Source organism: Polycladomyces subterraneus (assembly GCF_030433435.1).
GTDB classification, from domain to species: Bacteria; Bacillota; Bacilli; order Thermoactinomycetales; family JIR-001; genus Polycladomyces; species Polycladomyces subterraneus.
In genome coordinates, this window is the sequence record NZ_JANRHH010000036.1 from 123309 (window position 1) to 148880 (window position 25572).

Annotated in this window: 30 protein-coding genes, 5 tRNA genes and 1 pseudogene; 32 read left to right on the forward strand and 4 right to left on the reverse strand. The window is 52.2% G+C overall.

All coding sequences use genetic code 11. The features are described 5' to 3' along the window. The first annotated feature begins 276 nt into the window (after window positions 1-276). The gene (gene moaA / locus NWF35_RS09740; RefSeq protein ID WP_301238865.1) at window positions 277-1290 is read left to right on the forward strand and encodes a GTP 3',8-cyclase MoaA; all 1014 of its coding nucleotides are present in this window, start codon (window positions 277-279) and stop codon (window positions 1288-1290) included. A 48-nt stretch (window positions 1291-1338) separates the two neighbouring features. Here the strand turns inward: moaA and NWF35_RS09745 are convergent, their stop codons facing one another. Continuing rightward, a complete protein-coding gene (locus tag NWF35_RS09745; RefSeq protein ID WP_301238866.1) occupies window positions 1339-1836 on the reverse strand; it encodes an inorganic diphosphatase in 498 nt (165 codons plus the stop codon). 169 nt (window positions 1837-2005) lie between these two features. Here NWF35_RS09745 and NWF35_RS09750 point away from each other — a divergent pair, with 169 nt between their 5' ends. Further along, on the forward strand, window positions 2006-2335 hold the full coding sequence (locus NWF35_RS09750) for a rhodanese-like domain-containing protein (protein ID WP_301238867.1): 330 nt from the start codon (window positions 2006-2008) through the stop codon (window positions 2333-2335). Window positions 2336-2379: 44 nt separating this feature from the next. On the opposite strand, the gene NWF35_RS09755 is transcribed toward NWF35_RS09750, so the two are convergent. Beyond that, complete coding sequence (locus NWF35_RS09755) at window positions 2380-2589, reverse strand: ferredoxin (RefSeq protein WP_089968348.1); 210 nt, start codon at window positions 2587-2589, stop codon at window positions 2380-2382. Window positions 2590-2752: 163 nt separating this feature from the next. Here NWF35_RS09755 and NWF35_RS09760 point away from each other — a divergent pair, with 163 nt between their 5' ends. From NWF35_RS09760 to NWF35_RS09790, 7 genes are all read left to right on the forward strand, one after another. Next, the gene (locus tag NWF35_RS09760; protein ID WP_301238868.1) at window positions 2753-3313 is read left to right on the forward strand and encodes a CPBP family intramembrane glutamic endopeptidase; all 561 of its coding nucleotides are present in this window, start codon (window positions 2753-2755) and stop codon (window positions 3311-3313) included. A gap of 60 nt (window positions 3314-3373) precedes the next feature. Next, window positions 3374-3817, forward strand: a complete 444-nt coding sequence (locus NWF35_RS09765; protein WP_301238869.1) for a hypothetical protein — start codon at window positions 3374-3376, stop codon at window positions 3815-3817. 49 nt (window positions 3818-3866) lie between these two features. Beyond that, window positions 3867-3959 (forward strand) — tRNA-Ser (locus tag NWF35_RS09770). A 5-nt stretch (window positions 3960-3964) separates the two neighbouring features. Next, window positions 3965-4041, forward strand: a tRNA-Met gene (locus NWF35_RS09775). A gap of 6 nt (window positions 4042-4047) precedes the next feature. Further along, window positions 4048-4121 (forward strand) — tRNA-Trp (locus tag NWF35_RS09780). Window positions 4122-4127: 6 nt separating this feature from the next. Beyond that, a tRNA-Cys gene (locus tag NWF35_RS09785) sits at window positions 4128-4201 on the forward strand. Window positions 4202-4404: 203 nt separating this feature from the next. Then, entirely contained in the window at window positions 4405-4992 is a 588-nt protein-coding gene (locus NWF35_RS09790; RefSeq protein ID WP_301238870.1) for a genetic competence negative regulator, read from the forward strand. 93 nt (window positions 4993-5085) lie between these two features. On the opposite strand, the gene NWF35_RS09795 is transcribed toward NWF35_RS09790, so the two are convergent. Continuing rightward, window positions 5086-5811 carry a PIG-L deacetylase family protein gene (locus tag NWF35_RS09795; protein WP_301238871.1) on the reverse strand — a complete coding sequence of 242 codons (726 nt, stop codon included), beginning with the start codon at window positions 5809-5811 and terminating at the stop codon, window positions 5086-5088. Window positions 5812-6023: 212 nt separating this feature from the next. On the opposite strand from NWF35_RS09795, the gene NWF35_RS09800 reads away from it, so the two are divergent. From NWF35_RS09800 to NWF35_RS09875, 16 genes and pseudogenes are all read left to right on the forward strand, one after another. Next, complete coding sequence (locus NWF35_RS09800) at window positions 6024-7307, forward strand: Glu/Leu/Phe/Val family dehydrogenase (RefSeq protein ID WP_301238872.1); 1284 nt, start codon at window positions 6024-6026, stop codon at window positions 7305-7307. Between the two features lie 74 nt (window positions 7308-7381). Further along, the gene (locus NWF35_RS09805; RefSeq protein ID WP_301238873.1) at window positions 7382-8362 is read left to right on the forward strand and encodes a YpdA family putative bacillithiol disulfide reductase; all 981 of its coding nucleotides are present in this window, start codon (window positions 7382-7384) and stop codon (window positions 8360-8362) included. A gap of 494 nt (window positions 8363-8856) precedes the next feature. Then, a pseudogene (locus NWF35_RS09810) lies at window positions 8857-9213 on the forward strand (cell wall hydrolase); the annotation flags it as partial. 18 nt (window positions 9214-9231) lie between these two features. Beyond that, on the forward strand, window positions 9232-10581 hold the full coding sequence (gene ypeB, locus NWF35_RS09815; RefSeq protein ID WP_301238874.1) for a germination protein YpeB: 1350 nt from the start codon (window positions 9232-9234) through the stop codon (window positions 10579-10581). 541 nt (window positions 10582-11122) lie between these two features. Continuing rightward, window positions 11123-11791 (forward strand): (d)CMP kinase, encoded by a 669-nt coding sequence (gene cmk, locus NWF35_RS09820; protein ID WP_301238875.1) that lies wholly within the window; start codon window positions 11123-11125, stop codon window positions 11789-11791. A 1-nt stretch (window position 11792) separates the two neighbouring features. Then, window positions 11793-12386 carry a lysophospholipid acyltransferase family protein gene (locus NWF35_RS09825; RefSeq protein ID WP_301238876.1) on the forward strand — a complete coding sequence of 198 codons (594 nt, stop codon included), beginning with the start codon at window positions 11793-11795 and terminating at the stop codon, window positions 12384-12386. After that, window positions 12383-12631 carry a hypothetical protein gene (locus tag NWF35_RS09830; protein WP_301238877.1) on the forward strand — a complete coding sequence of 83 codons (249 nt, stop codon included), beginning with the start codon at window positions 12383-12385 and terminating at the stop codon, window positions 12629-12631. Before NWF35_RS09825 ends, NWF35_RS09830 begins: the two co-directional genes overlap by 4 nt. Before the next feature lie 253 nt (window positions 12632-12884). Beyond that, window positions 12885-14039, forward strand: a complete 1155-nt coding sequence (gene rpsA, locus NWF35_RS09835) for a 30S ribosomal protein S1 (RefSeq protein ID WP_301238878.1) — start codon at window positions 12885-12887, stop codon at window positions 14037-14039. A 134-nt stretch (window positions 14040-14173) separates the two neighbouring features. Beyond that, window positions 14174-14791: a YphA family membrane protein gene (locus NWF35_RS09840; protein ID WP_301238879.1), complete on the forward strand. Its 618-nt coding sequence runs from the start codon at window positions 14174-14176 to the stop codon at window positions 14789-14791. A 24-nt stretch (window positions 14792-14815) separates the two neighbouring features. Next, window positions 14816-15754: a YIEGIA family protein gene (locus tag NWF35_RS09845; RefSeq protein WP_301238934.1), complete on the forward strand. Its 939-nt coding sequence runs from the start codon at window positions 14816-14818 to the stop codon at window positions 15752-15754. Further along, the gene (locus NWF35_RS09850) at window positions 15751-15951 is read left to right on the forward strand and encodes a capping complex subunit for YIEGIA (protein ID WP_301238880.1); all 201 of its coding nucleotides are present in this window, start codon (window positions 15751-15753) and stop codon (window positions 15949-15951) included. Before NWF35_RS09845 ends, NWF35_RS09850 begins: the two co-directional genes overlap by 4 nt. Further along, the gene (locus tag NWF35_RS09855; protein ID WP_301238881.1) at window positions 15948-16337 is read left to right on the forward strand and encodes a hypothetical protein; all 390 of its coding nucleotides are present in this window, start codon (window positions 15948-15950) and stop codon (window positions 16335-16337) included. Before NWF35_RS09850 ends, NWF35_RS09855 begins: the two co-directional genes overlap by 4 nt. Further along, on the forward strand, window positions 16334-16810 hold the full coding sequence (locus tag NWF35_RS09860; protein ID WP_301238882.1) for a DUF3189 family protein: 477 nt from the start codon (window positions 16334-16336) through the stop codon (window positions 16808-16810). Before NWF35_RS09855 ends, NWF35_RS09860 begins: the two co-directional genes overlap by 4 nt. 205 nt (window positions 16811-17015) lie before the next feature. After that, complete coding sequence (gene der, locus NWF35_RS09865) at window positions 17016-18332, forward strand: ribosome biogenesis GTPase Der (protein WP_301238883.1); 1317 nt, start codon at window positions 17016-17018, stop codon at window positions 18330-18332. A 37-nt stretch (window positions 18333-18369) separates the two neighbouring features. Continuing rightward, window positions 18370-18963, forward strand: a complete 594-nt coding sequence (gene plsY / locus NWF35_RS09870) for a glycerol-3-phosphate 1-O-acyltransferase PlsY (protein WP_301238884.1) — start codon at window positions 18370-18372, stop codon at window positions 18961-18963. A gap of 24 nt (window positions 18964-18987) precedes the next feature. Continuing rightward, window positions 18988-20016 (forward strand): NAD(P)H-dependent glycerol-3-phosphate dehydrogenase, encoded by a 1029-nt coding sequence (locus tag NWF35_RS09875; RefSeq protein ID WP_301238885.1) that lies wholly within the window; start codon window positions 18988-18990, stop codon window positions 20014-20016. Between the two features lie 158 nt (window positions 20017-20174). On the opposite strand, the gene NWF35_RS09880 is transcribed toward NWF35_RS09875, so the two are convergent. Further along, window positions 20175-20726, reverse strand: a complete 552-nt coding sequence (locus tag NWF35_RS09880; RefSeq protein ID WP_301238886.1) for a hypothetical protein — start codon at window positions 20724-20726, stop codon at window positions 20175-20177. 138 nt (window positions 20727-20864) lie between these two features. Here NWF35_RS09880 and NWF35_RS09885 point away from each other — a divergent pair, with 138 nt between their 5' ends. From NWF35_RS09885 to NWF35_RS09915, 7 genes are all read left to right on the forward strand, one after another. Further along, window positions 20865-21023 carry a hypothetical protein gene (locus NWF35_RS09885; RefSeq protein WP_301238887.1) on the forward strand — a complete coding sequence of 53 codons (159 nt, stop codon included), beginning with the start codon at window positions 20865-20867 and terminating at the stop codon, window positions 21021-21023. Window positions 21024-21037: 14 nt separating this feature from the next. After that, on the forward strand, window positions 21038-21757 hold the full coding sequence (locus tag NWF35_RS09890; protein WP_301238888.1) for a YphF family lipoprotein: 720 nt from the start codon (window positions 21038-21040) through the stop codon (window positions 21755-21757). A 167-nt stretch (window positions 21758-21924) separates the two neighbouring features. Continuing rightward, window positions 21925-22071, forward strand: coding sequence for a hypothetical protein (locus NWF35_RS09895; protein ID WP_301238889.1), 147 nt, complete (start codon window positions 21925-21927; stop codon window positions 22069-22071). A gap of 521 nt (window positions 22072-22592) precedes the next feature. After that, window positions 22593-24071: a stage IV sporulation protein A gene (gene spoIVA / locus NWF35_RS09900; protein ID WP_301238890.1), complete on the forward strand. Its 1479-nt coding sequence runs from the start codon at window positions 22593-22595 to the stop codon at window positions 24069-24071. 211 nt (window positions 24072-24282) lie between these two features. Continuing rightward, complete coding sequence (locus tag NWF35_RS09905; RefSeq protein WP_205494954.1) at window positions 24283-24558, forward strand: HU family DNA-binding protein; 276 nt, start codon at window positions 24283-24285, stop codon at window positions 24556-24558. Between the two features lie 177 nt (window positions 24559-24735). Beyond that, the gene (gene folE, locus NWF35_RS09910; protein ID WP_301238891.1) at window positions 24736-25302 is read left to right on the forward strand and encodes a GTP cyclohydrolase I FolE; all 567 of its coding nucleotides are present in this window, start codon (window positions 24736-24738) and stop codon (window positions 25300-25302) included. A gap of 92 nt (window positions 25303-25394) precedes the next feature. Next, window positions 25395-25471 (forward strand) — tRNA-Pro (locus NWF35_RS09915). Window positions 25472-25572: the final 101 nt, after the last annotated feature.

Genomic DNA, 25572 nt, shown 5'->3' on the forward strand with positions numbered 1-25572 from the left:
CCACGCGTGTTTTCCTTCTGCTCTTGCATATATTTATCCGCATGAGCGTATTCCGGTTATCGGTACACTCGTTTCACCTCTCGCTCTCATAATTTTACATAGTGGGAGTCTTCGTCACCACAACCTCCTAACATCTCACTAAAGGAATCGGAATCCCGTCCGCCATATAACGACCGAGAAACACGTAAACTGAACGTTCTCAACGTGTGTTGTCTCGGCAAAATGAAGAGAATGAGAGGTGACAAGGCTGCTACGAAGTAAGAGCAGCGTGAGAAGATGACTGAAATCAAAGACGCATTGGGCCGTCCGCTTCGGGATTTACGCATTTCCGTGACGGACCGTTGCAATTTTCGTTGCCGGTACTGCATGCCTGAAGAAGTGTTTGGTCCCGATTACAAGTTTCTCTCGCGGAAGGCGCTTCTCCGATTTGAGGAAATCACCCGATTGGTGCGGATCTTTGTCAAGCTGGGAGTAGAAAAGATCCGAATCACCGGAGGAGAACCCCTGCTCAGAAAAGGGCTGCCCGATCTTATCCGGATGCTGTCCAACGTGAAAGGGATTCGAGATATTGCCCTGACGACCAACGGCTCCTTACTCGCCAAGCACGCCCGTGCTCTCAAAGAAGCCGGACTGCAGCGGGTCAACGTCAGTTTGGATGCACTGGATGACGAAATCTTTGCCAAAATAAACGGGGGGCGGTCTGCTGTCCGACCAGTGTTGGAGGGTATCGAGGCGGCCAGTCAGGCCGGACTGAAGGTGAAGGTCAACATGGTTGTCCAAAAGGGTGTCAATGACGGGCAGATCATCCCCATGGCCCGCCATTTTCGCGGAACGGGGCATATCCTGCGCTTCATCGAATTCATGGACGTGGGCAACAGCAACGGGTGGAACCTGGATCAGGTGGTGTCCAAACGGGAGATCATCGAGCGGATTCACAGGGAAATGCCCTTGGAACCGGTGGAACCCAATTATTACGGCGAAGTCGCTTCCCGTTACCGTTATCGAGGAACAGATGAGGAGGTCGGGGTGATCTCCTCGGTGACGGAATCCTTTTGTTCCACTTGCACTCGGGCGCGATTGTCCGCCGACGGATGGCTGTACACCTGTCTGTTCGCTTCGGAGGGATACGACCTCCGCGGCCCGTTGCGCTCGGGAGAGAGCGACGACGAACTGGAGGCACGCATCCGCGACGTCTGGAACCATCGACGGGACCGCTATTCCGATGAGCGATTAAAAAACACCCGGGTCCGCGAGCGCAAAAAGGTGGAAATGTCCTATATAGGCGGATAAAAGGATGGTTTGGCATGAAGAAACCCCGGCTTTTGCCGGGGCTTTGCGTTACTTCTGCTCTTGATAACGTTTGAGGCAGGCTTGGTACAGGTCTGCTGCAAATTGGGCATCCTTCCAGCCTTCGATTTTGGTCTCTTTGTTCTCCAGATCCTTATACACTTGGAAAAAGTGCTCGATTTCTTTCAACACGTGCGGAGCAACGTCATCCAACGATTTCACGTGATTCCAGCGCGGGTCGTCAGCAGGTACCGCCAACAACTTTTCATCTTGACCTTTATCGTCGGACATCAGCAGAACGCCGATCACGCGCGAGCGGATGACGCATCCTGGGAAGGTGGGGAAGGTGGTCAATACCAGGATGTCCAACGGATCGCCGTCTTCGGCCAAGGTGGATTCCAGATAACCGTATTCGGTCGGGTAGTGCATCGGAGAGTACAACACACGGTCCAGGCGGAACACACCTTTTTCCTTGTCGTATTCGTATTTGTTTTGACTTCCGGTCGGAATTTCGATAAAGGCATCCACGATTAATTCTTGATGTGCCATGTCTCGTTTATCCTCCTTATGTATTGATGTTTCCACCGAACGGGACCATCGGAATTGTCAGTCTCGCTCTACCCACCATTGTATTCGCATTGGCGTTCGGAAGCAAATCCGTTTTGGTTGAAATCTTGTGGTACAATGGATGGGAGACTGAAAGGAAAGAGGCGTTGGGATGGATTCTCAGGAGCAGTACCATATTTCGCCGGAAATGTTCGCCCGTCGATACCGAAAAGGAGAACTGGACGGGATCATCCTGGACGTGCGTGAACCAGAAGAATGGGAAGTGGATCATCTGGACGGTGCGGTCTTGATCCCTCTGCAGCATCTTCCTCATCGGTTGCACGAGCTGGAACGGGACCAAAAGGTGTATGTGCTTTGTGCCCATGGCATCCGCAGCATATATGCCGCCAATTTCCTGCTCAGCCAGGGATTTCGTCGTGTTGTCAACGTGGATGACGGGATGGCGGCGGTACGCCTTTATCTGGATGCTGACGCTGATTGATATGAAAAAAGCTGCTCTGATCGAGCAGCTTTTCGTCGGTCGGTTTATTCTTCCACTTTGATGGAGTCTGTGGGGCAACCTTCCTGTGCATCGCGCACATCGTCCCACAGTTCTTCTGGCACGTCGGCCGTACCGGTGTTGTCGTCCAGGATCACGTAAGCAATGCCGTCTTCGTCGTAGTCATACACGTCAGGAGCGGTTGCGCCGCAAGCACCACAAGCGATGCAAGTGTCTTTGTCTACCCAAGTACGCATGTGAAAAAATCTCCTCCCATATAGTCCCCAATAGAACCTAATCTGTTTCACACCCCATTTTAGAACGAGTTGTATAGAATTGCAAGTCGATGAACGAAAACAGGCGAACAACCATGAATTTTGCCGATTGTTGGGAATGTAGGACAACAAGGGGTGAAACGTGTTGCAGACCAATCAAAAAGACGACTCCCGCCGGCTGTTGATCCATCTGTATGCGTCGCAAGCGGTATTGATGCTGACAGGCTTTCTCCTCCTACAGTGGGTGGATGGAGGATGGCATCGCCTGTTTTACTGGCAAGATCCCGTTCTGTGGGGGAGCGGACTGGCCTTCGGCCTGTTGGTGGTAGCGGTGGACATGGTGTTGACGAGAAAGGCTCCAGCTCATTGGTGGGATGACGGTGGGATCAACCGGTTGTTGTTTCAAGAGCGCTCTCTCGTACACATCGTGTGGATCGCTTGTCTGGTAGCGGTGGCGGAAGAGCTCTTGTTTCGCGGTGCTTTACAATCTTTGATCGGGCTGTGGGGTTCCAGTCTGTTGTTCACGCTGGTACATTTTCGTTATTGGAAGCGAATTCCCCTGTTGCTGTTGGTGTTTGCAGTCAGTCTGGGCTTTGGCGTGCTGGTCGAATGGAGCGGATCATTGGTTCCCGCAATTATCGCTCATTTTGTCATCGATTGTATCACCGGCATTCGAATCCATTTAGATTCGGAAGGGCTTCAATGAAGTGTTATTCCGCAAACCCATTTGCGATATACATGGAAAAAGACGGAGAGGGGGAAACGGATGCGCTCGCGGGGATGGCTGGAGTTGGGCGCTATAGCCGGGTGGTGGTGGGTAACGGTATGGTTGTTTCCGGATGATTGGCAGGGATGGCGACGATATTTATCTTGGCCGTATTGGGTTTTTATGGCCAGTTTTCTGCCTTGTTCGTTTATGGTGGCTCGATTGGGCATTCGTTCTTTTGTCCGAATGTGGGAATTGCCTTTTTCATGGAGTCACCCCCTCCGCCGGCGTGAGTTGATTCGCTGTGCGGCCGGGGTTGGATTGGGATGGTACGGGATCTCGCAACTGGGTGAATACGCCGTAACGGTATTGGTGCTGTTCGGGGGGCGGGAAGGGTGGCTCCTCTATCGAAAGTGGCGAGCGCTCGGGTGGGGGAAATATACGGCTACCTCTACACAGGACGCGGCGAAAGGGCTCTCCGATACCTCCCCAAATCCCCCTTGACACAGTGTGACAATCATACTAAGATAAAAATTGTCACATCGTTTGAAGCGGAGAGATACCCAAGTGGTCGAAGGGGACGGTTTGCTAAACCGTTAGGGGGTCGAATGACCCCGCGCGGGTTCGAATCCCGCTCTCTCCGCCATGTGTGGCGGCGTAGCTCAGTTGGCTAGAGCGTACGGTTCATACCCGTGAGGTCGGGGGTTCGAGGCCCTCCGCCGCTACCATCACGCAGGGGCGTAGTTTAATGGTAGAACGGAGGTCTCCAAAACCTCTAGTGTGGGTTCGATTCCTACCGCCCCTGCCAAAACATGGGGGCATAGCCAAGTGGTAAGGCACGGGACTGCAAATCCCTTATCCCCGGTTCGATTCCGGGTGCCCCCTCCATATCATTGAAATGCGGATTCGACCAAAACCCGTCCAAGGGGTTCTTTTTTTATATGCAACAGGAGGATGTTTGGGTGCATTTCCCGTACATATGATGTATTATGGAATTAAAGAGAGAAAAATGGAGACCTGATTGCGTAACGAAACGGTATTCACCCTCATACGCTGTATAGAGCAGGTCTCCAGCGAGGGAGGGTAAACCCATGCGCGTCGAGCGTTTAGGGCGTGACAAGGTCCGCTTCTACTTATCCATGGACGATCTACTAGATCGTGGGATCAACAAGGAGGACATGTGGCGAGATATCCCCAAGGTGCACGAACTGTTCAACGACATGATGGAACAGGCGTATCAGGAGCTGGGGTTCGAGATTGCGGGGCCTGTGGCGGTAGAAGTGTTTGCCCTTCCGACGCAGGGGATGGTGGTTGTCGTCACCCGCGGTCGTACCCCTGAGACCGATGACGATCTCGATGTGGACGACATGTATGAGTTAGAAGTAACGCTGGAGGAAAGTGAGCAGATCATTTTCCGCTTTTCCGATTTCGAAGACCTCATTCAGGCGGCGATCCGCTTGCAGTCTTTGATCCGCGAGGGCGGCAAAGTGTATGCTTACCAGAATCAATACTTCCTCGTATTTGACGAAGAAATCCAAACGGATAATTTGCAAGCCGTCATCGCCATTCTGACCGAATTCGGAGAACCTTCCACGGTGACCGAACATATGTTGGCTGAATACGGAAAACCGGTGATGACGCAACATGCGATCGAGCAATTGATCCGCTATTTTGGTTAATAGGCGTACGCATCGGTCAGGTGCGTATGTTTGATGTTCATACACAAAAGGAGCCGACTCCCCTTTTATATAGGGAGTCGGCTCCTGCACTTTTCACCACCAACCTGTTTCCTTCCAATCCGGTCGTAACAGCCAACGACCGTTTTGCATTGCCAGTTGATAATATTCCGTCGTGCGCAGTCGTTGCCAGTCTCCGGCCAACACGCCTGGAAACACGCGTTCGATGGATAAGTGCTGGGTACGGTGTTGGCGCAATGCTTCCATTATCGCCTGTCGGTTGGCCGTCACATCGATCGATGTGGTGATTTCATCGTCAGGTGTGGTGTAAATGGGTCCCCCTTCATGTACTGCTGATTGGGGGATGACCACATAGTACAATTTGAAATTCAGGCGGTTTTTCACATGATCACAGGCTTGCACGACAGCTTGGTGCAATGCGCGGTGGTCGGCATGGCCCGAGATGCCTTCAGGCGGGAAAGTGACGATGACGTCAGGGCGGACTTTCTCCACTACCTGCAAAATATCCTTGACCAACACTTCCCCAGGTAAGTGAGACAGCTTCCCGTCGCCGAAATTCCGTTGGATGACTGTATCGATGCCGAGAATTTCCGCTGCGCGTGCCAATTCGATTTCGCGCACATCCCCTAGCTCTTCGGGACGGCATAAGGGAGGATCTCCCACCTTGCCAGCTTCGCCTCTCGTGGCACAATATAGCACGATTTGCACACCAGGGTCTTTGGCATATTTAGCGATCGTACCGCCACATGTAAATGTTTCGTCATCGGGATGGGCAAATAGAAGTAAAGCTGTTCGCTTCATGAAGTTTGATCCTTTCTTCTACGATTTTCCCCTGTTTCCAGTAAGCGTTCCCTAAAATCGATTTTGACTCCTTTCATGGATTCGTCAAGACAAATGGTGTTCCTTCCATGTGGGATGTGTTGTATACTGTGTAAGGACGCCCATGTTTTATTGAAAAATAGTGTATACTGAGCATTGGACTGATGGGAACTTTTTTTTTGAGGTGGTTAGGGATGGGACAACAGTCTGAAAGGACCAACGAATCTGTGGAATCGAAAGAAAACCTCGACGTACTCGCATCCACGCAGATCGTGATCAAACAGGCGCTGGAAAAGTTGGGTTATCCGGAGCATGTTTACGAACTGTTGAAGGAGCCCTTGCGCGTGTTGACGGTCCGGATTCCGGTACGGATGGACGATGGTTCCGTCAAGGTGTTTACCGGCTATCGCGCACAGCACAACGACGCGGTCGGTCCAACCAAGGGAGGTGTGCGCTTTCACCCGGATGTAACGGAAAATGAAGTGAAAGCGCTTTCGATTTGGATGAGTCTGAAAGCAGGGATTGTCGATCTGCCGTATGGTGGTGGGAAAGGTGGTATAGTCTGCGATCCGCGGCAGATGTCCTTCCGTGAATTGGAACGGCTTTCACGCGGCTATGTGCGGGCGATCAGCCAAATTGTAGGTCCGACAAAAGATATTCCCGCGCCGGATGTGTTTACCAACTCGCAGATCATGGCGTGGATGATGGATGAATACAGCCGAATCCGTGAATTTGACTCCCCAGGATTCATTACCGGCAAACCGCTCGTGCTGGGTGGATCTCGAGGCAGGGAGACAGCGACGGCCAAAGGCGTGACGATCATGATTCGTGAAGCGGCCAAGAGGCGCAACCTGGACCTCAAAAACGCCAGGGTCGTGATCCAAGGATTCGGCAATGCTGGTAGCTTCCTCGCGAAGTTTATGAGTGATGCCGGGGCTAAGATTATCGGTATTTCTGATGCCTACGGCGGGTTGTATGATGAAAACGGTTTGGATATCGATTATCTCCTCGATCGTCGGGACTCGTTCGGCACGGTAACCAAGCTGTTCAAAGATACAATCACCAACCAGGAATTGCTGGAGTTGGACTGTGACATCTTGGTACCGGCAGCGGTGGAAAACCAAATCACCGCATCCAATGCGCATCGTATCCGTGCCGATATTGTCGTTGAAGCGGCCAACGGACCGACCACCTTGGAAGCGACGCGTATCCTGCATGAGCGGGGAATTTTGCTCGTACCTGACGTGTTGGCCAGTGCTGGCGGTGTGACGGTTTCGTATTTCGAATGGGTACAGAACAATCAGGGCTATTATTGGTCCGAGGAAGAAGTGGAGCGGAAACTGGAAGAAATCATGGTCAAAGCGTTTGAAAACGTCTACCATACAGCGCAATCCCGCAACGTGGACATGCGCCTTGCCGCATATATGGTGGGTGTTCGAAAAATGGCCGAAGCTTCCCGTTTCCGCGGTTGGGTATAATAAAATAATAAAGAATCACTGAACAGAAAACACCCTGGCTCAGGGTGTTTTCATCATCAAGGGGTGGTGAAACAATGGAAGACATGATCATCATCGGAGCGGGACCATGCGGATTGTCTGTTGCGGTGGAAGCGAAAAACCGGGGACTTTCCCCGTTGGTGATCGAAAAAGGATGCTTGGTCAATTCGATTTATCATTTTCCTACACATATGACGTTTTTCAGTACCCCGGAATTGCTGGAGATCGGGGATGTGCCGTTCGTGACTGCACGTGAAAAGCCGACCCGTCACGAGGCGTTGGTCTATTATCGCACGGTAGCGGAGAAATTTGATTTACGCATCCATACGTACGAAAAAGTGGTGCGCGTGGAAAAAGGCAACGACGGCATTTTTGATGTGCAGACGGAGAAAAATGGCCGATCGCTCCGATATCGAACACGTCACGTCGTCGTTGCTACCGGTTATTACGACAACCCTAATCTGATGGGCGTACCCGGAGAAGATCTGCCCAAAGTGCACCATTATTTTGAAGAGGGACATCCGTTTTCCGGATTGGAAGTGCTGGTAGTTGGAGGGAAAAACTCGGCGGTTATCGCCGCGTTGGAGCTCCATCGAGTCGGGGCCAAGGTGACGATGTCCTATCGCCGCTCGGCGTTTACCGATAGTGTTAAAGCGTGGCTGAAGCCGGTAATCGAAAGTGCGATCCGCAAAGGATGGATCAATATGTATTGGAACAGCGAAATTCGTGAAATCAAACCGGATTCTGTCGTTCTTGAACAGGAGGGGCGGCGATTGGAAATTGCCAACGACGTGGTATTTGCGATGACCGGATACCGACCAGACCGTTCCCTGATGGAAAGATTGGGTGTGACGTTTGATCCGGAAACGGGAGAACCGACCCATAATCCCGACACGATGGAGACCAACGTACAGGGACTTTATATCGCGGGGGTAATCGCTGCCGGACATGACGCCAACAAGATCTTCATCGAAAACGGACGCTTCCATGGGGCAAAAATTGCCGAACACATATCGGGTAAAGTATCTGTATCGTAGGTTATGGATTTGGGTAATAATGATGATACACGGCAACGGAGCAGGGTGAACGGAATATGAGCAAAGACAAATACTGGGTACGGATTCGTTGCAAGCGCTGTGGAGAGCGTTTCGTACTCAAAGGTCGCATGCGAAAGGGTCAAATCGAAACGGGTTTTAAGCAATGTTTGTGCGATAATCAAACTGATTTTGATATCCACACCGAACGATGCTGACAAAGTGACTGCTCGCTTGAACGTGTCCGAGAGACAGTGTCTCGTAAGTCACTGTCAGCCAGTTACAGCCGGTTTTAACCGGCTTTTTTTGTTGCATAAAGGGGGAATCATAGGTTCAGACTACCTCCAAAGGCAATTTCAGTCGGTATGGAGGGGGAAATCATGAAGCGGAAGTTTCCGGTGCGCGTTTTACTCTTGGTCAGTTGTTTCACCCTCGTTTTCTGTCTCACCGGTTCACTTGACACTTCCGCCGCCCGTGTAGGCAAATACAGCGGAAAGTATTCTGCGAACGATATCCAGTTACTCGCCAATGCCATTTACGGAGAAGCAAGAGGAGAGCCGTATATCGGTCAGGTCGCCATCGGCGCCGTCATTCTGAATCGAGTGGCGTCACCCAGGTTTCCTAACAGTATCCCGGGTGTCATCTTTGAACCAGGAGCGTTTACAGCGGTATCGGACGGTCAAATTTGGTTGACGCCCAACGCCACCGCCAAAAAAGCGGCGATGGACGCGATCAACGGTTGGGATCCCGTGCCAGGATGTTTGTACTATTTCAATCCGGCTACAGCCACATCCGGATGGATCTGGAATCGTCCGCAGGTCAAACGGATCGGCAAACATATTTTCTGCCGTTGAAGAGGGAGGAATCATGACGTGTACAGACGCATAGCCGCGATATTGTTTCCCATTGCCGTGATCGCGCTGATCGGTACGGTGGTGTGGGGTTATCAAGAGAATCAGGATAAGAATTCGGTACTCATCAAAGCGGAAAACCAGTATCAGCGGGCGTTTCACGAGCTTAACTTCCACATGGATCAATTGCAGGATGAATTGGGCAAAACGTTGGTTCTGCACACGCGACCGTCCATGGTCAACCGCTTAACCAATGTCTGGCGGCTCACTTATGCCGCACAGAGCGATCTTGCACAACTGCCTCTGACCTTGATGCCATTTAACAAGACAGAAGATTTTTTGTCCAAGGTGGGCAATTTCACTTTTCACATCGGATTGAGAGATCTTGAAAAAGAGCCGTTGACGGATAAAGAGTGGGGAACCCTTAGGGCATTGTATGAACGAGCCAGTCAGGTGCAGACGGATTTGCAAAAAGTGCAGTCCCAAGTGTTGTCGCGCAATTTACGTTGGATGGACGTGGAACTGGCGCTGGCCACGGAAGGGAAGAAGATGGACACGACCATCATTGACGGTTTCCGCAAAGTGGACAAAACGATGGAGGGTTATTCTGAAGTGGATTGGGGTCCCACCATCAACAACCAGGAAGCCAGGGAAAAACAACAATATGTGCGGCTTTCCGGAAAACCGGCAACGGTGCAGGAAGTGAAAAACAAGCTGGCGTTTGTATTGGGTCGGCCGACCACGAGGGGAATTGTGGTGACTGAAAACCGCAAAGGGGATTTTCAAACGTACTCCGCCCGTTTGAAGCGGGAGGACGGTTACATGGTATATGCGGACTTCACCAAAAAAGGTGGATATTTGGTGTGGTTGATGTTCGACAGACCGGTGGAGCGGCAACGGTTGTCAATCGGGGAAGCACAGAATCGAGCAGCGCGGTTTTTAAACCGGCTGGGCTATCCGACGATGCGGGCCATTTCGTATGATTCCTCGCAACAGACGGCCACCTTTACGTATGTCCATCAAGAACGGGGAGCGTTAATCTACCCGGAATCCGTCACGGTGAAGGTAGCGTTGGACAATGGAGAGATCATGGCGCTGCAGGCCAATGATTATGTATTCAATCATCCTGTGATGAAACAACTTCACCGTCCTCGTCTGTCTGCGAAGCAGGCGGAAAAGGCGGTCAACCCCCGGCTTAATTTGGAGAAGAGTAATCTGGCGGTCATCTACGGTGAAGACGGCAATCCCGTCCTGTGCTATGAGTTTGTCGGATGGTTGGGAGACGACCAGTACCGCATTTTCATCAATGCGGACAACGGACGGGAAGAATTCGTGGATAAGGTGAAAAAGGCGGATACGAGCAAGTTGTGATGACAGCTGGAGTGGCTCGCGGTGGATGTCTGCCTTTGTAGGATGCGGGTAGAGTGAGTTAAAACAGAATGTCTCGGTTGTACGCGAAATTTTAAATGGGGCCGTTGATCCGAGGAATTCTCCGGGGATACGGTCCCTATCCTTTGCTCTCCAATTGACAGGACGAAGATATTGCTCCCTCATGGGAAATGACAGAAAAAAATGGAGAAGGTCATTGCGCGGGACAGGGTTTTGTGGTAACCTAAAATCAGAGTTGACTACAATGGAATACATAGCGGATTGCGAAATCGCTGTCTGTCTCACGGTCGGAGTTTTTCGATAGGGGATCACTTGAAATCGAGTTGAATCGAATAAAGTTATCCACAATCGAGCAGGCTCGACCTGCTCGTTTTCATTTCATCCCGCTTATCCAGGCTTGGACGAAGCCATCGTGGATGGATGTGGATCGCCACGCCAGATGAAGCGAGAAGCCCACAGCGACAAAAGGAAGTGCCTCTGTTACTTTAACCGTGTGGAGCAAGTCACGGGAGGAATCATGTGCATGAAGTCTTTTTCAGTCGCGATCGACGGCCCGGCAGGTGCCGGGAAGAGTACGGTCGCCCGAAAAGTGGCGGAACGGCTGGGACTCACGTACGTCGATACTGGTGCCATGTATCGGGCGATCACTTGGAAAGTCCTGCGAGAGCAGGTGGATCCGTCGGATGAAGTGGCTGTGACGCGTTTGGCGCAGCAGGCCAAAATCGATATTCATCCGACAGACATTTGGGTGGATGGTGTCCGTGTAACCGAAGAGATCCGCTCCCCCGAGGTGACAGCTCGGGTGTCGGCAGTGGCCCGAATCCCCGGTGTCCGGGAGGCATTGGTGGAGAAACAACGGGCGATTGCACAAACGACCGGTGTCGTCATGGATGGCCGGGACATTGGCACCTATGTGTTGCCCGATGCAGATGTGAAAGTGTTTTTGACCGCTTCCATCGAGGAGCGTGCCCGTCGGCGTCATTTGGAAATGATGCGTCGCGGTTTTTCCGCGGATTTGGAGGAATTGAAAGAGGCGATTCGACGACGGGACGAAGCGGACACCACTCGCGAACACGCCCCTTTGCGCAAAGCGGATGACGCAGTGGAAATCGACACCACGTCCCATTCCATCAACGATGTGGTGGAACGAATCTTGGAACTCTGTCGAACCAAAGTGGGCGGTGGAGAGTAAGATGTTATATCCTTTTGCGCGTTGGGTATGCCGATGTTTTTTCGCCTTGGTGTACCGTTGGAAAGTTGATGGGGCGCATCACATCCCTGCTGACGGCCCGGTTATCGTCTGTTGCAATCATATTGGAAATCTGGACCCTCCATTGGTTGGTTCAGCACTTCAGCGCAAGGTGCATTTCATGGCCAAAGAGGAGTTGTTTCGCGTACCGCTGCTCAGACAGTTGATTCAAGCTTTGGGAGCGTTTCCCGTCAAACGGGGAGCATCCGATAAACGCGCGATCAAGCATGCCCTGGCACTGTTGGAACAGAATCGGGTTTTGGTCATTTTTCCAGAAGGGACGCGATCGAAAACCGGGGAGTTGGGAGAAGGCCGACCTGGTGCGGCATTCCTCGCGTTGAAAAGCAATGCGACCGTCGTACCGGCAGCCATCATCGGCCCTTACCGATTGTTTCGTCCCATCCGCGTTCGTTTCGGTCCCCCCGTTGATCTGACACCATGGTTGGAGACCAAGGTAAGCACAGAGACGACCAAGGAAGCGACCAAACGGATCATGCAGGAAATCCGCCGTTTGATTGAGGAAGGTAGCGGACGATGAAGGTGATGATTGGGGCTGTCCTGGTTGTATGGCTCCTATTGTCGCTCCGTTTGCGGCAGCCACCGCTGATGGTCGCTAAACAGCTTTCACGAATGATACTCCTTGTTTTGGTCGGTTTCTTACTGCTCTCTGTGGCTTGGCGATTGGGGAAACTAGGTGCAGCCGTCGGGATGATCGGCGGACTGGTCATATTGTTACCGTTGTTCTTGGGCATTCTGAAAAGGAGAAAGCATATTTCTTCTTGAAAAAATCCAGGAGTGGGCATTTCCCCATTCTTGCGAATTAGTGGGAATCACCCGTTTGTTTCGTGCAAATGCCGGATCGTAAGGGGTTGTGATGGGGAAGGAACAGCCATCACGTAAAACGATCCCTGTCATCGGGATCAGCTCGTCGGAGTGTCAGCTGGCGGGCGGGTCGTTCGTTTTCATTCGCTCTCTATTTTTTGGAGAGGATAGATTGACTGATCAGCTTGCAGGGAAATGAGGAGGTTGTGTCGTCATGGTGGAAGAAATGAAATCCGAGATGGCAGAAGTGGCTCCGTTGAAGCGTGGGGATGTGGTCAAGGGCAAAGTGACCAAGGTGGAGGACAACCAGGCATTGGTGGACGTCGGATACAAATTTGACGGTGTGATCCCGATTTCCGAGTTGTCCAGCCTCCATGTGGATCGAGTGTCCGACGTTTTGCAGGAAGGACAGGAAGTGGAGGTCAAAGTGCTGCGCGTCAACGACGAGGAAGATAAATTGATCCTGTCCAAACGTGCGGTGGATGCCGAACGTGCTTGGGCAGAACTGCAACGAAATTTTGAATCCGGTGAAACGCTGGAAGCGACCGTGGCTGATATCGTCAAAGGCGGTCTGGTCGTAGACGTCGGCGTTCGCGGCTTTATCCCGGCCTCCTTGGTGGAGCGTCACTTTGTGGAAGATTTCTCCGAATACAAAGGACGCACCTTGCCGCTGAAAGTCATCGAAATCGATCCTTCCAAAAACAAGTTGATCCTATCCCATAAAGCGGTTTTGGAAGAGGAAGCCGAGAAGAAGAAACGGGCCACCCTTGAAAGCTTGCAGGAAGGCCAAGTGATCGAGGGGACGGTTCAACGGATTACTGACTTCGGCGCGTTCGTGGATATCGGGGGCGTGGATGGCCTGGTTCATGTGTCCGAGTTGGCTTGGAACCGGGTGGAACATCCGTCCGATGTGTTGGCCGAAGGTGACAAAGTACAGGTGAAAGTGCTCAAAGTGGATCGCGACAACGAGCGGATCAGCTTGAGCATCAAAGAGACGCAACCGGGTCCGTGGGAAAAAGTAGGGGATGAGATCAAAGCCGGCGATGTGGTTACCGGAACCGTGAAACGTCTGGTTTCCTTTGGCGCCTTTGTCGAGGTGTATCCGGGCGTGGAAGGATTGGTTCACATCTCGCAAATTTCCCGCAAGCATATTGCCACACCGGCGGAGGTATTGGAAGAAGGGCAAGAAGTGCGCGTCAAGGTGCTGGATATGATGCCGGAACAAAAACGGATCAGCCTCAGCATCAAGGATGCCGAACAGGAAGAAGCGCGCAAAGAATTGCAAAACATTGATCGCAACAACAATAATGGCGGATTGAATGTCACGTTGGGCGATGTGTTCGGTGACCAACTCCGTCGTTTGAAATAAGTTTTCCGGCCATATGCCGAAAACCGGCGAGCTTTTCAGTTCGCCGGTTTTTTCATGCTAAAAAACAGATCAAGGCGCATACTACATGATACGGTGAGATGGAATCATTTTTCATTCAAAGGAGCGTTTTGACATTGGCACCGGGTATTCCGGCGCAACTTTGCGTCTGGACCGTATGGATTTTATCAGTCACCGGTTGGTTGCCGCAGATCCATCAAGCATTCCATGTGGAAGATGCAAAACGATTCCAAAGATGGTTATTGTCATGGGGATTGGTATTTCCGTTGGAAGTGCAAATCACGCCGGACGTGCATATTCAATTGTCTTGGTTGTGGTTGGCGTCGGGGTTTTTGGTGTTGTTGACCAAAAGCGACCGTCACGAATGGGGAAAGTTGTTGGTAAGTATGGCAATGACCGCTGTGGTTTTCTTCCTGATCAGGGAATGGTCCTGGACACGTCCGGCATTTACGGGCATCTGGGTTCATGGGGGCATGTTGGGCTTGCTATGGTTACTTCTGTGGACGGGGCATAAATACTGGATTGATCGAACAGTCGCTGTTCTGGGTGGGCTGTTGATCGCAGATGGAATATGGTTGACGCTTCATCGGCAGATGTTTCGGCCGCTTCATATCGGGGACGGGGCATGGATGGATACGGTGGTGATCTTTTTGACGGGATGGTTGATCGTGCATGTGTGTGGGAAAGCAGCGGTTGATTGGGTTCGTGTGCGGCTGTTTCGAACAACGCGTTGATCAGGATGGGGAGGTTTGGATCGAATGATAAAAGGGCTGATGCACCTAATGCACTTGGATCTATACACATGGGCGGTGATCATCGGAGTGTTGGCCGGTTTTGCGACACGGATGCTCTTGTTGCGGACGGATTATCGGCAGTACCCCACATATCCGCACGGGCACGTAATCCATTTGTCGTTGGGGCTGATCGCAGCTGGCATGGGTGCTGTCGCTGTTCCCGCATTGTTGGACCGCAACTATACGGCGATCACGTTTTTGGCCCTGGCAGCACAACAATTTCGCGAAGTGCGCAACATGGAACGGGAAACGATGTCCAAATTGGATCATATGGAACTGGTGCCGCGCGGCGCTTCCTATATCGAGGGAATCGCCATGGTATTTGAGGGGCGAAACTATCTGGTTATTTTTTCGTCGTTTATCACATCCCTTGCTGTGGTGATCATTCATCACTGGTACGGTGGTGTGATCGCGGGATTGGTCATGATCTTTGTAGCATCTCGCTTGCGAACCGGGAGATTCCTACGGGAAATTGCCGAAATCCGTCTCGGAACCCTTCGTTGGGAGGGGGCTAACTTGTTTGTGGATGACATTCATTTGATGAACGTGGGGCTGAAAAAGGACCGGGAGCGGATTGGTCAACACGGAGTGGGTGTGGTGGTTCAGCCGTTGAGTGCTGATAGTGTGATTACATTGGCCAATATGGGACAACGTCAGGCCATTTTACACGATGTTTCGGCCACGCTGGGGGTTTACCGAGATACCGGGGAGGCTGGGCTGGTGCCGATCGCCAAAAGGAAGTTGGAGGACGGTCGATTGGGAATTCTGGTGCTGCCGCAAGAAAAGGATGAGCATAAAATCATCGACGCCGTGGGTCGTGTACCGGTGCTGGAAAGTGCTGTCCGTATGCCGACGGAGACCCTCCATCACATCAATTCGTCAGACAGGCGGGGATGGTCATGATCGATATCACCATTGCACAATCCATATTGGCCGTTGTTTCCTGTAAACCTGACCGTGTAGGCAATGGCGCGGTTCCCGTATTTTTGGCGCAATCAATAGAAGAGGTGCAGAAGCTGGGTGCGACTCTGGGTCAAATATTGGACGGTATGGTACATGAATTAGAGCCGGAGACTATCATCGTCGTGAGGCATTCATGAAGAGGAGAATATATCTCAGTGAGGATGACGGAGCCGCTGCGCTGGTGGCGGCTTATGGGGAAAACCATCGCTGGCAGATAGATTGGGTTTCGGCAGACGTCGTGACATGGGGACGAAAAACTGGAATGGATTGGGCTCAAGTGGGCCGGTTGTGGCCGGGAGGTTCGAGTGAGGATGGTCATTCGTTGTTTTTCGGTGGTGTCAGGAAAAACGGAAAGATTGTGGAGATGGCCATCCATCATTTCCTGCCGCTGGTCGGGGCTTCTCCGCTTGACTGGGAAATGATCCTTTTAACATCCCGCAGTCCAAAGGTGCAATCATGGGATGAACTAGAAAAGCAATTACCGCGCCTGTTCCCGCAAGTGGCAAAGGAGCTGAAACGGTGAACATCATCTATCATTGTTACGGCAGTGCACATTCTTCCGTTATCGCCGCCGCGATTCATTTGGGGAAACTGCCGGATTCACGGGTTCCCGGCGTGCGCGAGATTATGACATTACCCGATTTCGACCGATCCGACGACCGATATCTCGGGTCTCTTTTCTACAAAGGAAAGGACGAAAAAGGGTTTTGCGTATATACATTGGGCTTGGGTGGCCAGTCCGCGGAAGCGCTTCAAACGATCAAGTCCATGTTGGCGTTGGCGGGGGCCGAACCCGAGTCCTTTCACTTTGTGGGCGCGTTGAATTGTATCACATTTATGACTAAAGTGGGAGGAGCATTGTCAAGGCGTTATGGCCTCCGTTTCATCGGCCGGCCAATCGCTGCTTGGGGTGTCACACGCAGTTACCCGATGTTGGTCTCTTTGGTGAAACAGGTTAAACAGCAGTTACATGGAGCGGGAGAAGTCGGGATTTGACAGGGGTGTGTCCAGTTATTCGCGATCTGAGTAAACGGAGTTGGACGGGTTTCCACGCATGGTATCCCGGACCGGAATACATCCCACATAGTTGGAGAAAGCGGTTCAGGCCGCTTTTCTGGTTGATTAATCGTGTTATTACGGATAAGATAAGGTATGTCTGACTGTCAGGTTCGGATTTGTACGATTTGAGGAGAGGTAGCAGATGAGTTTGCCAGTAGTAGCGATTGTGGGTCGGCCCAATGTGGGAAAATCGACCATTTTTAACCGGATAGCAGGGGAAAGAATCGCGATCGTGGAAGATAAACCAGGGATCACCCGAGATCGGATCTATTGCCGCGGAGAATGGAACGGGCGCTCCTTCCATCTAATTGACACCGGTGGATTGGAGTTTGGCGGCGATGACGAGATGTTGGAGCATATCCGACACCAGGCCGAGTTAGCGATCGAAGAGGCGCACGTCATTCTGTTTCTCGTCGACGGTCAGGCAGGGATGACCGCAACCGACGAGGAAGTGGCGCGTCTGCTTCATCGTTCCAACAAACCGGTGGTCGTTGGAGTGAACAAGGTGGATCATCCCAACCATCGGGAAGTGATCTATGATTTTTACCAAATGGGTTTTGGAGATGTGTTTCCAATCTCTGCCCTGCATGGTACGGGGACGGGGGATTTGCTGGACCGCATCGTCGAGTTGTTCCCCAATCTGGAAGAGGAAGTGTACGACGAAGATACGATCCGTGTCTGTTTGATCGGCCGACCCAACGTCGGCAAATCGTCGTTGGTCAATGCGATCTTGGGGGAAGAACGGGTGATTGTCAGCCCGGTGGCAGGTACAACCCGGGACGCGATCGACACGCCATTTGAGCGGGACGGACAAAAGTATGTGCTGATCGATACAGCCGGTATGCGCAAAAAAGGACGGGTGTACGAAACCACCGAGAAGTATAGCGTTTTACGCGCGCTCAAAGCAATCGAACGCTCCGATGTTGTCCTGGTGGTGTTGGACGGGGAGCGCGGAATTGCTGAGCAGGACAAGCGGATTGCCGGTTATGCGCATGAGGCGGGGCGGGCGTCCATTTTTGTGGTGAATAAGTGGGACGCGGTCGAAAAAGATGACAAGACGATGGACCGTTTTCGCCGGGAGATTCGGGACGAGTTCCACTTCATGGATTATGCGCCCAGTCTGTTTGTATCCGCCAAAACAAAGCGGCGGGTGCACACGATTTTGCCGATGGTGAATGAGGTAGCCGAACAACATGCGATGCGCGTGTCCACTTCGGTGCTAAATGAAGTGTTGACCGATGCGGTACTGACGACACCACCGCCGTCGGACAAAGGGAGACGTCTGCGGATTTTGTACGGCACCCAAGTTTCCGTGAAACCGCCGACAATCGTGTTGTTTGTCAATGATCCCGAGCTCGCTCATTTCAGCTATCAACGGTATCTGGAAAATCGTTTGCGCGAAGCGTTCGGTTTCCACGGAACGCCCATACGATTGTTGTTGCGTAAACGAAACGAATAGAAACGAGACGAAACTCGAGGTTTGAGGGGAGACGATCATGATTGGCCTAGCAGTATTGTTGTCTTATCTCATCGGTTCCATCAGTTTCAGCTATGTAATCGTACGGTTGGCCAAGGGGATCGATATCCGGCAATATGGCAGCGGTAATGCGGGAGCCACCAATACTTTGCGCGTTGTGGGGAAAGGGCCGGCCGCCTTGGTTTTTCTACTGGACGGCGTTAAGGGAATGTTGGCTGTCGGATTGGGATACTGGTTAGACGGCTCCCATGCTGCCATGATCTTGTCTGGCTTGGCGGCGATTGTAGGACATAATTGGCCAATATTCCTTGGTTTTCGCGGAGGAAAGGGCATTGCGACCACCATCGGGGTGATGGCGGTTCTGACTTTTCAAGCAGCACTGATTTCCGGGATTTTCGCAATCGCCTCCATCGCCTTGACACGTTACGTTTCGCTCGGCTCCTTGATCTTCGTTGTCGGTTTGCCGATCATGATTGGCTGGATCGGATATCCTTCTCCTTATTTTACGGTGAGTCTGGTGATCGCACTGCTGGCCATCATCCGTCATTCCCGCAACATTCGCGCGTTGCTGAATGGAACCGAACGCCGGTTGGGATCGAAGGACCGACAATAGGAATGATCGGATGGAGGGAAGTCCATGCGGAAGAAAATGGCCGCCGTGCTGGGAGCGGGCAGTTGGGGAACTGTCCTGGCGACGGTATTGGTGGACAATGGTTTTGAAGTGATCATGTGGGCCCGACGGGAATCTACGGTGCGGGAAATCAATGAGCATCACCGCAATTCCCGATACATACCCGATGTCCATTTGCCCCGGTCAATCCGTGCCACGACATCGATAGAAGAAGCGATACGTGACCGGGAGTTGGTGCTTTTCGTGGTTCCGTCGCAGTCGATGCGTCAAGTTGCGCGTGCAGCGGCATCCCATGTGCGGAAGGACGCATTGATTGTCCATGCGTCGAAAGGATTTGAGCTGGATTCACTTAAACGGATGTCGGAAGTGTTGAAGGAGGAACTGCCGAACGCGCTTCGGGAGAAAATCGCGGTATTGTCGGGACCGAGCCATGCGGAAGAAGTGGCGAAAAAATCACCCACGACTGTAGTGGTTTCATCCGAGTGGCAACAAACGGCAGAGATGGCGCAGTCCTACCTGATCAATCCGTATTTCCGCGTCTACACCAATCCCGATATGGTGGGAGTGGAGATCGGAGGATCACTCAAAAACATCATCGCATTGGGTGCGGGTTTATCCGACGGACTGGGCTTCGGAGACAATGCGAAAGCCGCCTTGGTCACACGCGGATTGGCGGAGATAACCCGATTGGGCATGGCGATGGGAGCCCGTCCGATTACATTTGCCGGACTGGCCGGTGTGGGGGACCTGGTGGTCACGTGCACCAGTCGTCACAGCCGCAACTGGCGCGCGGGGCACATGCTCAGCCAGGGTATGAGCTTGGATGAGGTACTCGAACGTATGGGGATGGTGGTCGAGGGTGTGAAAACGACCCGAGCCGCTTACCGTTTGGCTCGGCAATATCAGGTGGAGATGCCCATCACCAACGAATTGCACGCGGTGCTGTTCGACCGGAAAGATCCGCGCCAAGCAGTGGAAGATCTGATGTGCCGCGGCAGGACCAACGAGATGGAGGAAATTGTCCAAGGCTGGTAGGATTGGGCGATTGTTGGGTGCCAGTTCTGTGGAGAACGTCATATCCTGTAAGTACAGCACCATTACCGATCAATATCAGCTCTTAGAATTCGGGTTAGGGACCAGACTCAGTTTGCTGAAGCGGTAATGGGCAGATAAAAGGGGTAACGCAACTGGCGTTACCCCTGTTTTTGCTGTTGTTTGTCTTTGTGTTCGGGCAATTCGCTCACTCTGGCAAACGATCTCAGAAAGGCTTGCAATAGAGGGGATTGCAGCAGGTTCCACAGTTGACTCATATCGAGATTGCCCAATGATCCCAAAGGCGAAGGAGGACCGGGGCTATCGGGGTTGCCGGGGTTGCCGGGGTTGCCGGGGTTGCCAGGGTTGCCGCCAAAAAACGGCAGAGACGGTGGACGGTTTCGGAAGCCACTGGGCGGGCCGAAGGGAAACAGGGGGCGGCGTGGCCCACGTCTGTTGGCAATGAAGTGTTGAGCCAGTTCAAACATCTGATACGCCGAGTCCATGATGCGTTCGATTCGCTGGATTGATTGACTCAAGTCCTGGAGAGTCGAACGGACATTGGCAAACCCGGAGATGATGCTGGCGAGATTGAGTGAAGAGAGCGGTTCGGCTTGAACCGGTTTGTTCGTGGATTGTCGGGGCTTGCGGGTTTGCGCGCGACGATGGGGACTCGGTTTCGCTTTTTTGTTACGCGTATTTGTCGGTTTCAACGAAATTTCCTCCACTCGGGCTTTTGTCACCCTATCCTATGCGTTTGCACCAGAGAAGAGTAAGGACAATCGCCCGTTTCGTTGGTAGGCATCCGTGGATTTGCTATACTGTAGGAGAAACGAGGAGGGAACCATATCGTGGATGTGATGATGGCGCTGTTTCTGCTGGTGTTGGCCAATTTTTTGATCGCGCTGTCCAGATTAAGCCGGAGGCGAATCTGGCAGGGGTTCTGGAAAATTTTCGCCTTTTTGGCCTTCATGTTGGCTATTTTGTTCGGGTTTCGTTCGTTTTTGTAAGAGGAGGATGGACGATGAAACGGCAGATCGGGTGGATCGGTGTATTAATCATCTTCCTGTTCATGATGACGGGGTGCATGTATCCGCAGAATCTGCGTCAGGATGTCGCACATATACCTCAGCATGTGGCGACGGTGCAGGCGGCGGTGGATGCATATCGAAAAAACGAGGGGAATCGGTTGCCCATCAAGGAAAGCGCACCGCAAGAACCATTTCTGTATGGGAAATACATCATCGATTTTTCCAAACTGCAAGGCTATATCAGCCAAATTCCGCCCAGTGCGTTTGAGCAGGGTGGAGATTTCCTTTATGTGCTGACGGTGGTGGACAAGAAGTTGGCGATCCGTCTGTATGATTTGCGGGTGACGGAGAAGCTGCGGGAGTTTCAGCCAGCCATACAGGTTTATCATGAGAAAAACGGGAAATGGCCATTCGCCTCCTCGGTAGGCAACGGATTCTATACGATCGATTACCGGGTGTTGAAGACGGACCCGGTGATGATTCCCAGTCCATACCATCCCCAATTGCAGCTTCCATTGCTGATTGACGACAAAGGGCGGCTGTACGTGGATTACCGAATGGATGTGATGCAATACCTGCAGCGGTCTACAAAGCGTCTCCCCGAAGGGACCGACATGGTAGGCTGGTTGGAAAAACAGTCGTTGTTCCTTCCGGCACATACACCACCGATGCGGTTGGAAAAAGGGGAGCCGGTCTTGGAGCGTGTCCGGTAAATTCGTTGGCTAAGGTGTGTCTAACCCAATCTATCAGGCGGTAACGTTTTCCGATGTAGACGTTCCTGGTTATGGCCTGGGGTGGTCACGGTAAGCATATTTGTCCCTCGGTATTCATACATGTGAAAGCAAACAGATCTGATTTTAATTGCAAAGGACTGAGGCGGATGGAGACAAATGCGTTGACCGTGGTATTGGTGTTGGCCGCTTTTCTGCTGGGAAGGCTGTCAGCGTCGGTGAAAGTGGTTGGGTTTCGCACCAAACTACAAGATAAAGACGACGACCGTACTCCCCAAACGCCGTTCCGTTGGTGATCACAGCCGCAAAATACGGTTCAGGTTGATGGCAATGTCCGAGGGCTCCGATTTCCCGTCTGAAGCTCCACACAACAATGGGAAACTCGGACCCTCTCTCTAGAGCGTGTCTGGTGATGATGGTCCAAATGCTTTCCCGCATCGCTGTGCCCTCAAGGAGAAAGTCATGGCCGCCCCGATCCGGAGCGCATGACGCGGTCAAAAGTACGCTTCTCTTTAGAGGAAGTTACCCGCGATTTCATTTCTGAACTTTTCGGGTCTTCGCTCACCTGGAAAGCATTAGCTCCCTCACGGATTTACCAGACACGCGCTCGAAATCATGGAAGTTCAACCACTTGTAAGCGATCTCAGCCGCAAAAAGCGGCTCTTTTTTTTTGACCGATATCATAAAGGGAAAATGACCTCATATATTTATAGTGTCCAAAAATCGTACGGGAACAGCGGAGGGGAGGGGAGCGCCCTTTTCGCACCGGCGACAATCCGTTGATCATGGTAACGGAACCATTGAAGGAGGGGTTCTCGTGAAAAAAATCGATATCTTCAAAGATATTGCGGAACGAACGGGAGGGGATATTTACCTCGGGGTGGTCGGTGCGGTGCGCACCGGGAAGTCGACGTTTATCAAACGGTTTATGGAGCAAGTGGTGATACCTAACATCAGCGAAGAATCCGACCGCATACGGGCGACAGATGAGCTGCCGCACAGCGGGGCGGGCAAGACAATTACGACGATCGAGCCAAAGTTCGTGCCCAATCAGGCGGTCAACATTCATGTCAGCGAAGGATTAGACATCAATGTCCGTTTAGTGGACTGCGTCGGCTACGCGATCGAAGGGGCCAAGGGATATGAGGATGAAAACGGTCCACGCATGATCAACACCCCTTGGTTTGACGATCCCGTTCCTTTCCAGGAAGCGGCCGAAGTCGGCACGCGCAAGGTGATCCAAGAGCATTCCACGTTGGGCGTGGTGGTGACGACGGACGGCAGCATTACCGACATCCCCCGCTATGCGTATGAAGAAGTGGAGGAGAGGGTGGTCGAAGAGCTGAAAGAAGTCGGCAAGCCGTTCATCATGGTGCTCAATTCGAACCGCCCCTACTCGGAACAAACGCAGGCGCTCCGACAGCAGCTGAGCGAGAAATACGACATTCCCGTAATGGCGCTGTCGGTGGCCAACATGGGTGAAGAAGAGATTCTGCTAGTGATGAAAGAAGTGCTCTTCGAGTTTCCGGTTCATGAGGTAAATGTCAACCTGCCGAGCTGGGTGATGGTGCTGGATGAGGACCACTGGTTGCGCCAAGAATTTGAGAATTCTGTCCGTGAAACGGTGAAGGATATCCGTCGTCTGCGCGATGTCGATGCTGTGGTGGACCAATTTGCAGAGTACGACTTCATCGACCGGGCCGCTCTCTCCGGTATGGACATGGGTCAAGGAATTGCTGAGATCGATCTGTACGCGCCCGATGAATTATACGATCAAATCCTGACCGAGGTGGTCGGGGTCGAAATCCGTGGCAAGGATCACCTGTTGGAGTTGATGGTGGAGTTCACGCGGGCCAAAAAGGAATATGACAAGGTAGCTGAAGCGCTGAAGATGGTCCGGACGACCGGTTACGGGGTAGCTGCGCCGACGCTGGACGAAATGACGTTGGATGAGCCGGAGCTGATCAAACAGGGTTCTCGGTTCGGGGTCCGGCTCAAGGCAACAGCACCGTCCATTCATATGATCAAGGTGAACGTGCATTCCGAGTTTGCCCCGATCATCGGATCGGAAAGGCAAAGCGAAGAACTGGTCAACTACCTGATGCGTGACTTTGAGCAGGATCCCCTGAGAATTTGGGAATCGGACATTTTCGGCCGATCGCTCAATTCGATCGTGCGGGAAGGGATTCAAGCCAAATTGTCGATGATGCCGGAAAACGCCCGGTACAAACTACAAGAGACATTGGAGCGGATCATCAACGAAGGTTCGGGCGGACTGATCGCCATCATCTTATAAAAATGGATTCATTTTGAAAAAGCGCTCATTCGGAGTGCTTTTTTTGCTTTGTTTTTCGCAAAGATACACGCGAATCCCCTTGAATTCTCCCCACTGTCTGTATTACTATAGGTTTGTCCCTCACGACCGCCTTAGGATCGCCTACTTTCCAGCATTGGAAGGTGCGGTAGGCGGTGAAGCGAAGGGGGTCTTGAGAGAGGAGGTGAGGGTTGTGAACAAAACGGAATTGATCGCCAAAGTGGCGGAAAAAACCCAAATGACGAAGAAAGATGCCACCCAATCCGTTGAAGCCGTGTTGGAAGCCATCACCGAAGCGCTGAAAAACGGTGAGAAAGTGCAACTGATCGGGTTTGGCAACTTCGAAGTACGCGAACGCGCTGCCCGCAAAGGGCGCAACCCGCAAACCGGAAAAGAAATCACGATTCCGGCCAGCAAGGTTCCGGCTTTCAAACCGGGCAAAGCGCTTAAGGACGAAGTGAACAAGTAATGAAAAGTACTAATCACAGGTCACGGCCTGTGGGGGTACATATGAACGTCAAGGCCCGTATCCCGGGCCTTTTTATTATATGGTATAATGGCGAGGACGTTTTGATGATTTGCTCCAGTGACAGTCGGGATAGGAATCAGTGTCAAACGGACAGACTATGTGGAGGCGAAATGAAATATGCGAGTGGATCACGAAAAGATTCAGACCGCGGTGCGGATGATCCTGGAGGCGATCGGAGAGGATCCGGATCGGGAAGGTCTGAGGGATACACCGGCTCGTGTGGCTCGAATGTATGAGGAAGTGTTTGCTGGATTGGATCAGGATCCTGGCGAATATTTTTCAGTCATATTTAGCGAAGAGCATGAAGAGTTGGTTTTGGTGAAGGATATTCCGTTTTTCTCTATGTGCGAACACCATTTGGTTCCCTTTTACGGAAAAGCACATGTCGGATACATTCCCCGTGGCGGACGTGTGACCGGTCTCAGCAAATTGGCGCGGGCGGTGGAGGCTGTTGCGCGGCGTCCGCAATTGCAGGAGCGCATTACCGCTACCGTAGCAGATGCGATCATGGATAAACTGGATCCTCACGGAGTGATTGTCGTGTTGGAGGCCGAACACATGTGCATGACGATGCGGGGCGTGAAAAAGCCAGGCTCCAAAACCGTCACATCGGCCGTTCGCGGTATATTCGCCGAAAATGCTGCGGCCCGTGCGGAGGCGCTGAGTCTGATCGGGATTCGATAAAAAAATTTGCCCGACAACCCTTGACAGAAACACAGTTCCGAGATATATTTATAACTGTCGCTTCTGCGTCAGGATATATCTTGGAACGATGTCGGGCTATGGCGCAGCTTGGTAGCGCGCTTGCATGGGGCGCAAGAGGTCGTCGGTTCAAATCCGGCTAGCCCGACCAAACCAGACTCTCCGTAAACGGTCGGAGGGTCTTTTTCTTTTATTCTCGATTCTCCATTGACAGGGCGTCGGCGAATGAGGCATAGTGTGATTGATCAATAG

Coding starts and splice junctions, on each gene's coding strand:
- NWF35_RS09795 (WP_301238871.1), bottom strand. CDS start 5,811: ATGAAGCGAACAGCTTTACTTCTATTTGCCCATCCCGATGACGAAACA.
- moaA (WP_301238865.1), top strand. CDS start 277: ATGACTGAAATCAAAGACGCATTGGGCCGTCCGCTTCGGGATTTACGC.
- NWF35_RS09825 (WP_301238876.1), top strand. CDS start 11,793: ATGTTATATCCTTTTGCGCGTTGGGTATGCCGATGTTTTTTCGCCTTG.
- NWF35_RS09830 (WP_301238877.1), top strand. CDS start 12,383: ATGAAGGTGATGATTGGGGCTGTCCTGGTTGTATGGCTCCTATTGTCG.
- rpsA (WP_301238878.1), top strand. CDS start 12,885: ATGGTGGAAGAAATGAAATCCGAGATGGCAGAAGTGGCTCCGTTGAAG.
- NWF35_RS09875 (WP_301238885.1), top strand. CDS start 18,988: ATGCGGAAGAAAATGGCCGCCGTGCTGGGAGCGGGCAGTTGGGGAACT.
- NWF35_RS09805 (WP_301238873.1), top strand. CDS start 7,382: ATGGAAGACATGATCATCATCGGAGCGGGACCATGCGGATTGTCTGTT.
- NWF35_RS09800 (WP_301238872.1), top strand. CDS start 6,024: ATGGGACAACAGTCTGAAAGGACCAACGAATCTGTGGAATCGAAAGAA.
- NWF35_RS09745 (WP_301238866.1), bottom strand. CDS start 1,836: ATGGCACATCAAGAATTAATCGTGGATGCCTTTATCGAAATTCCGACC.
- NWF35_RS09850 (WP_301238880.1), top strand. CDS start 15,751: ATGATCGATATCACCATTGCACAATCCATATTGGCCGTTGTTTCCTGT.
- NWF35_RS09750 (WP_301238867.1), top strand. CDS start 2,006: ATGGATTCTCAGGAGCAGTACCATATTTCGCCGGAAATGTTCGCCCGT.
- NWF35_RS09790 (WP_301238870.1), top strand. CDS start 4,405: ATGCGCGTCGAGCGTTTAGGGCGTGACAAGGTCCGCTTCTACTTATCC.
- cmk (WP_301238875.1), top strand. CDS start 11,123: ATGAAGTCTTTTTCAGTCGCGATCGACGGCCCGGCAGGTGCCGGGAAG.
- NWF35_RS09890 (WP_301238888.1), top strand. CDS start 21,038: ATGAAACGGCAGATCGGGTGGATCGGTGTATTAATCATCTTCCTGTTC.
- plsY (WP_301238884.1), top strand. CDS start 18,370: ATGATTGGCCTAGCAGTATTGTTGTCTTATCTCATCGGTTCCATCAGT.
- folE (WP_301238891.1), top strand. CDS start 24,736: ATGCGAGTGGATCACGAAAAGATTCAGACCGCGGTGCGGATGATCCTG.
- der (WP_301238883.1), top strand. CDS start 17,016: ATGAGTTTGCCAGTAGTAGCGATTGTGGGTCGGCCCAATGTGGGAAAA.
- NWF35_RS09845 (WP_301238934.1), top strand. CDS start 14,816: ATGATAAAAGGGCTGATGCACCTAATGCACTTGGATCTATACACATGG.
- NWF35_RS09895 (WP_301238889.1), top strand. CDS start 21,925: ATGGAGACAAATGCGTTGACCGTGGTATTGGTGTTGGCCGCTTTTCTG.
- NWF35_RS09755 (WP_089968348.1), bottom strand. CDS start 2,589: ATGCGTACTTGGGTAGACAAAGACACTTGCATCGCTTGTGGTGCTTGC.
- NWF35_RS09855 (WP_301238881.1), top strand. CDS start 15,948: ATGAAGAGGAGAATATATCTCAGTGAGGATGACGGAGCCGCTGCGCTG.
- NWF35_RS09765 (WP_301238869.1), top strand. CDS start 3,374: ATGCGCTCGCGGGGATGGCTGGAGTTGGGCGCTATAGCCGGGTGGTGG.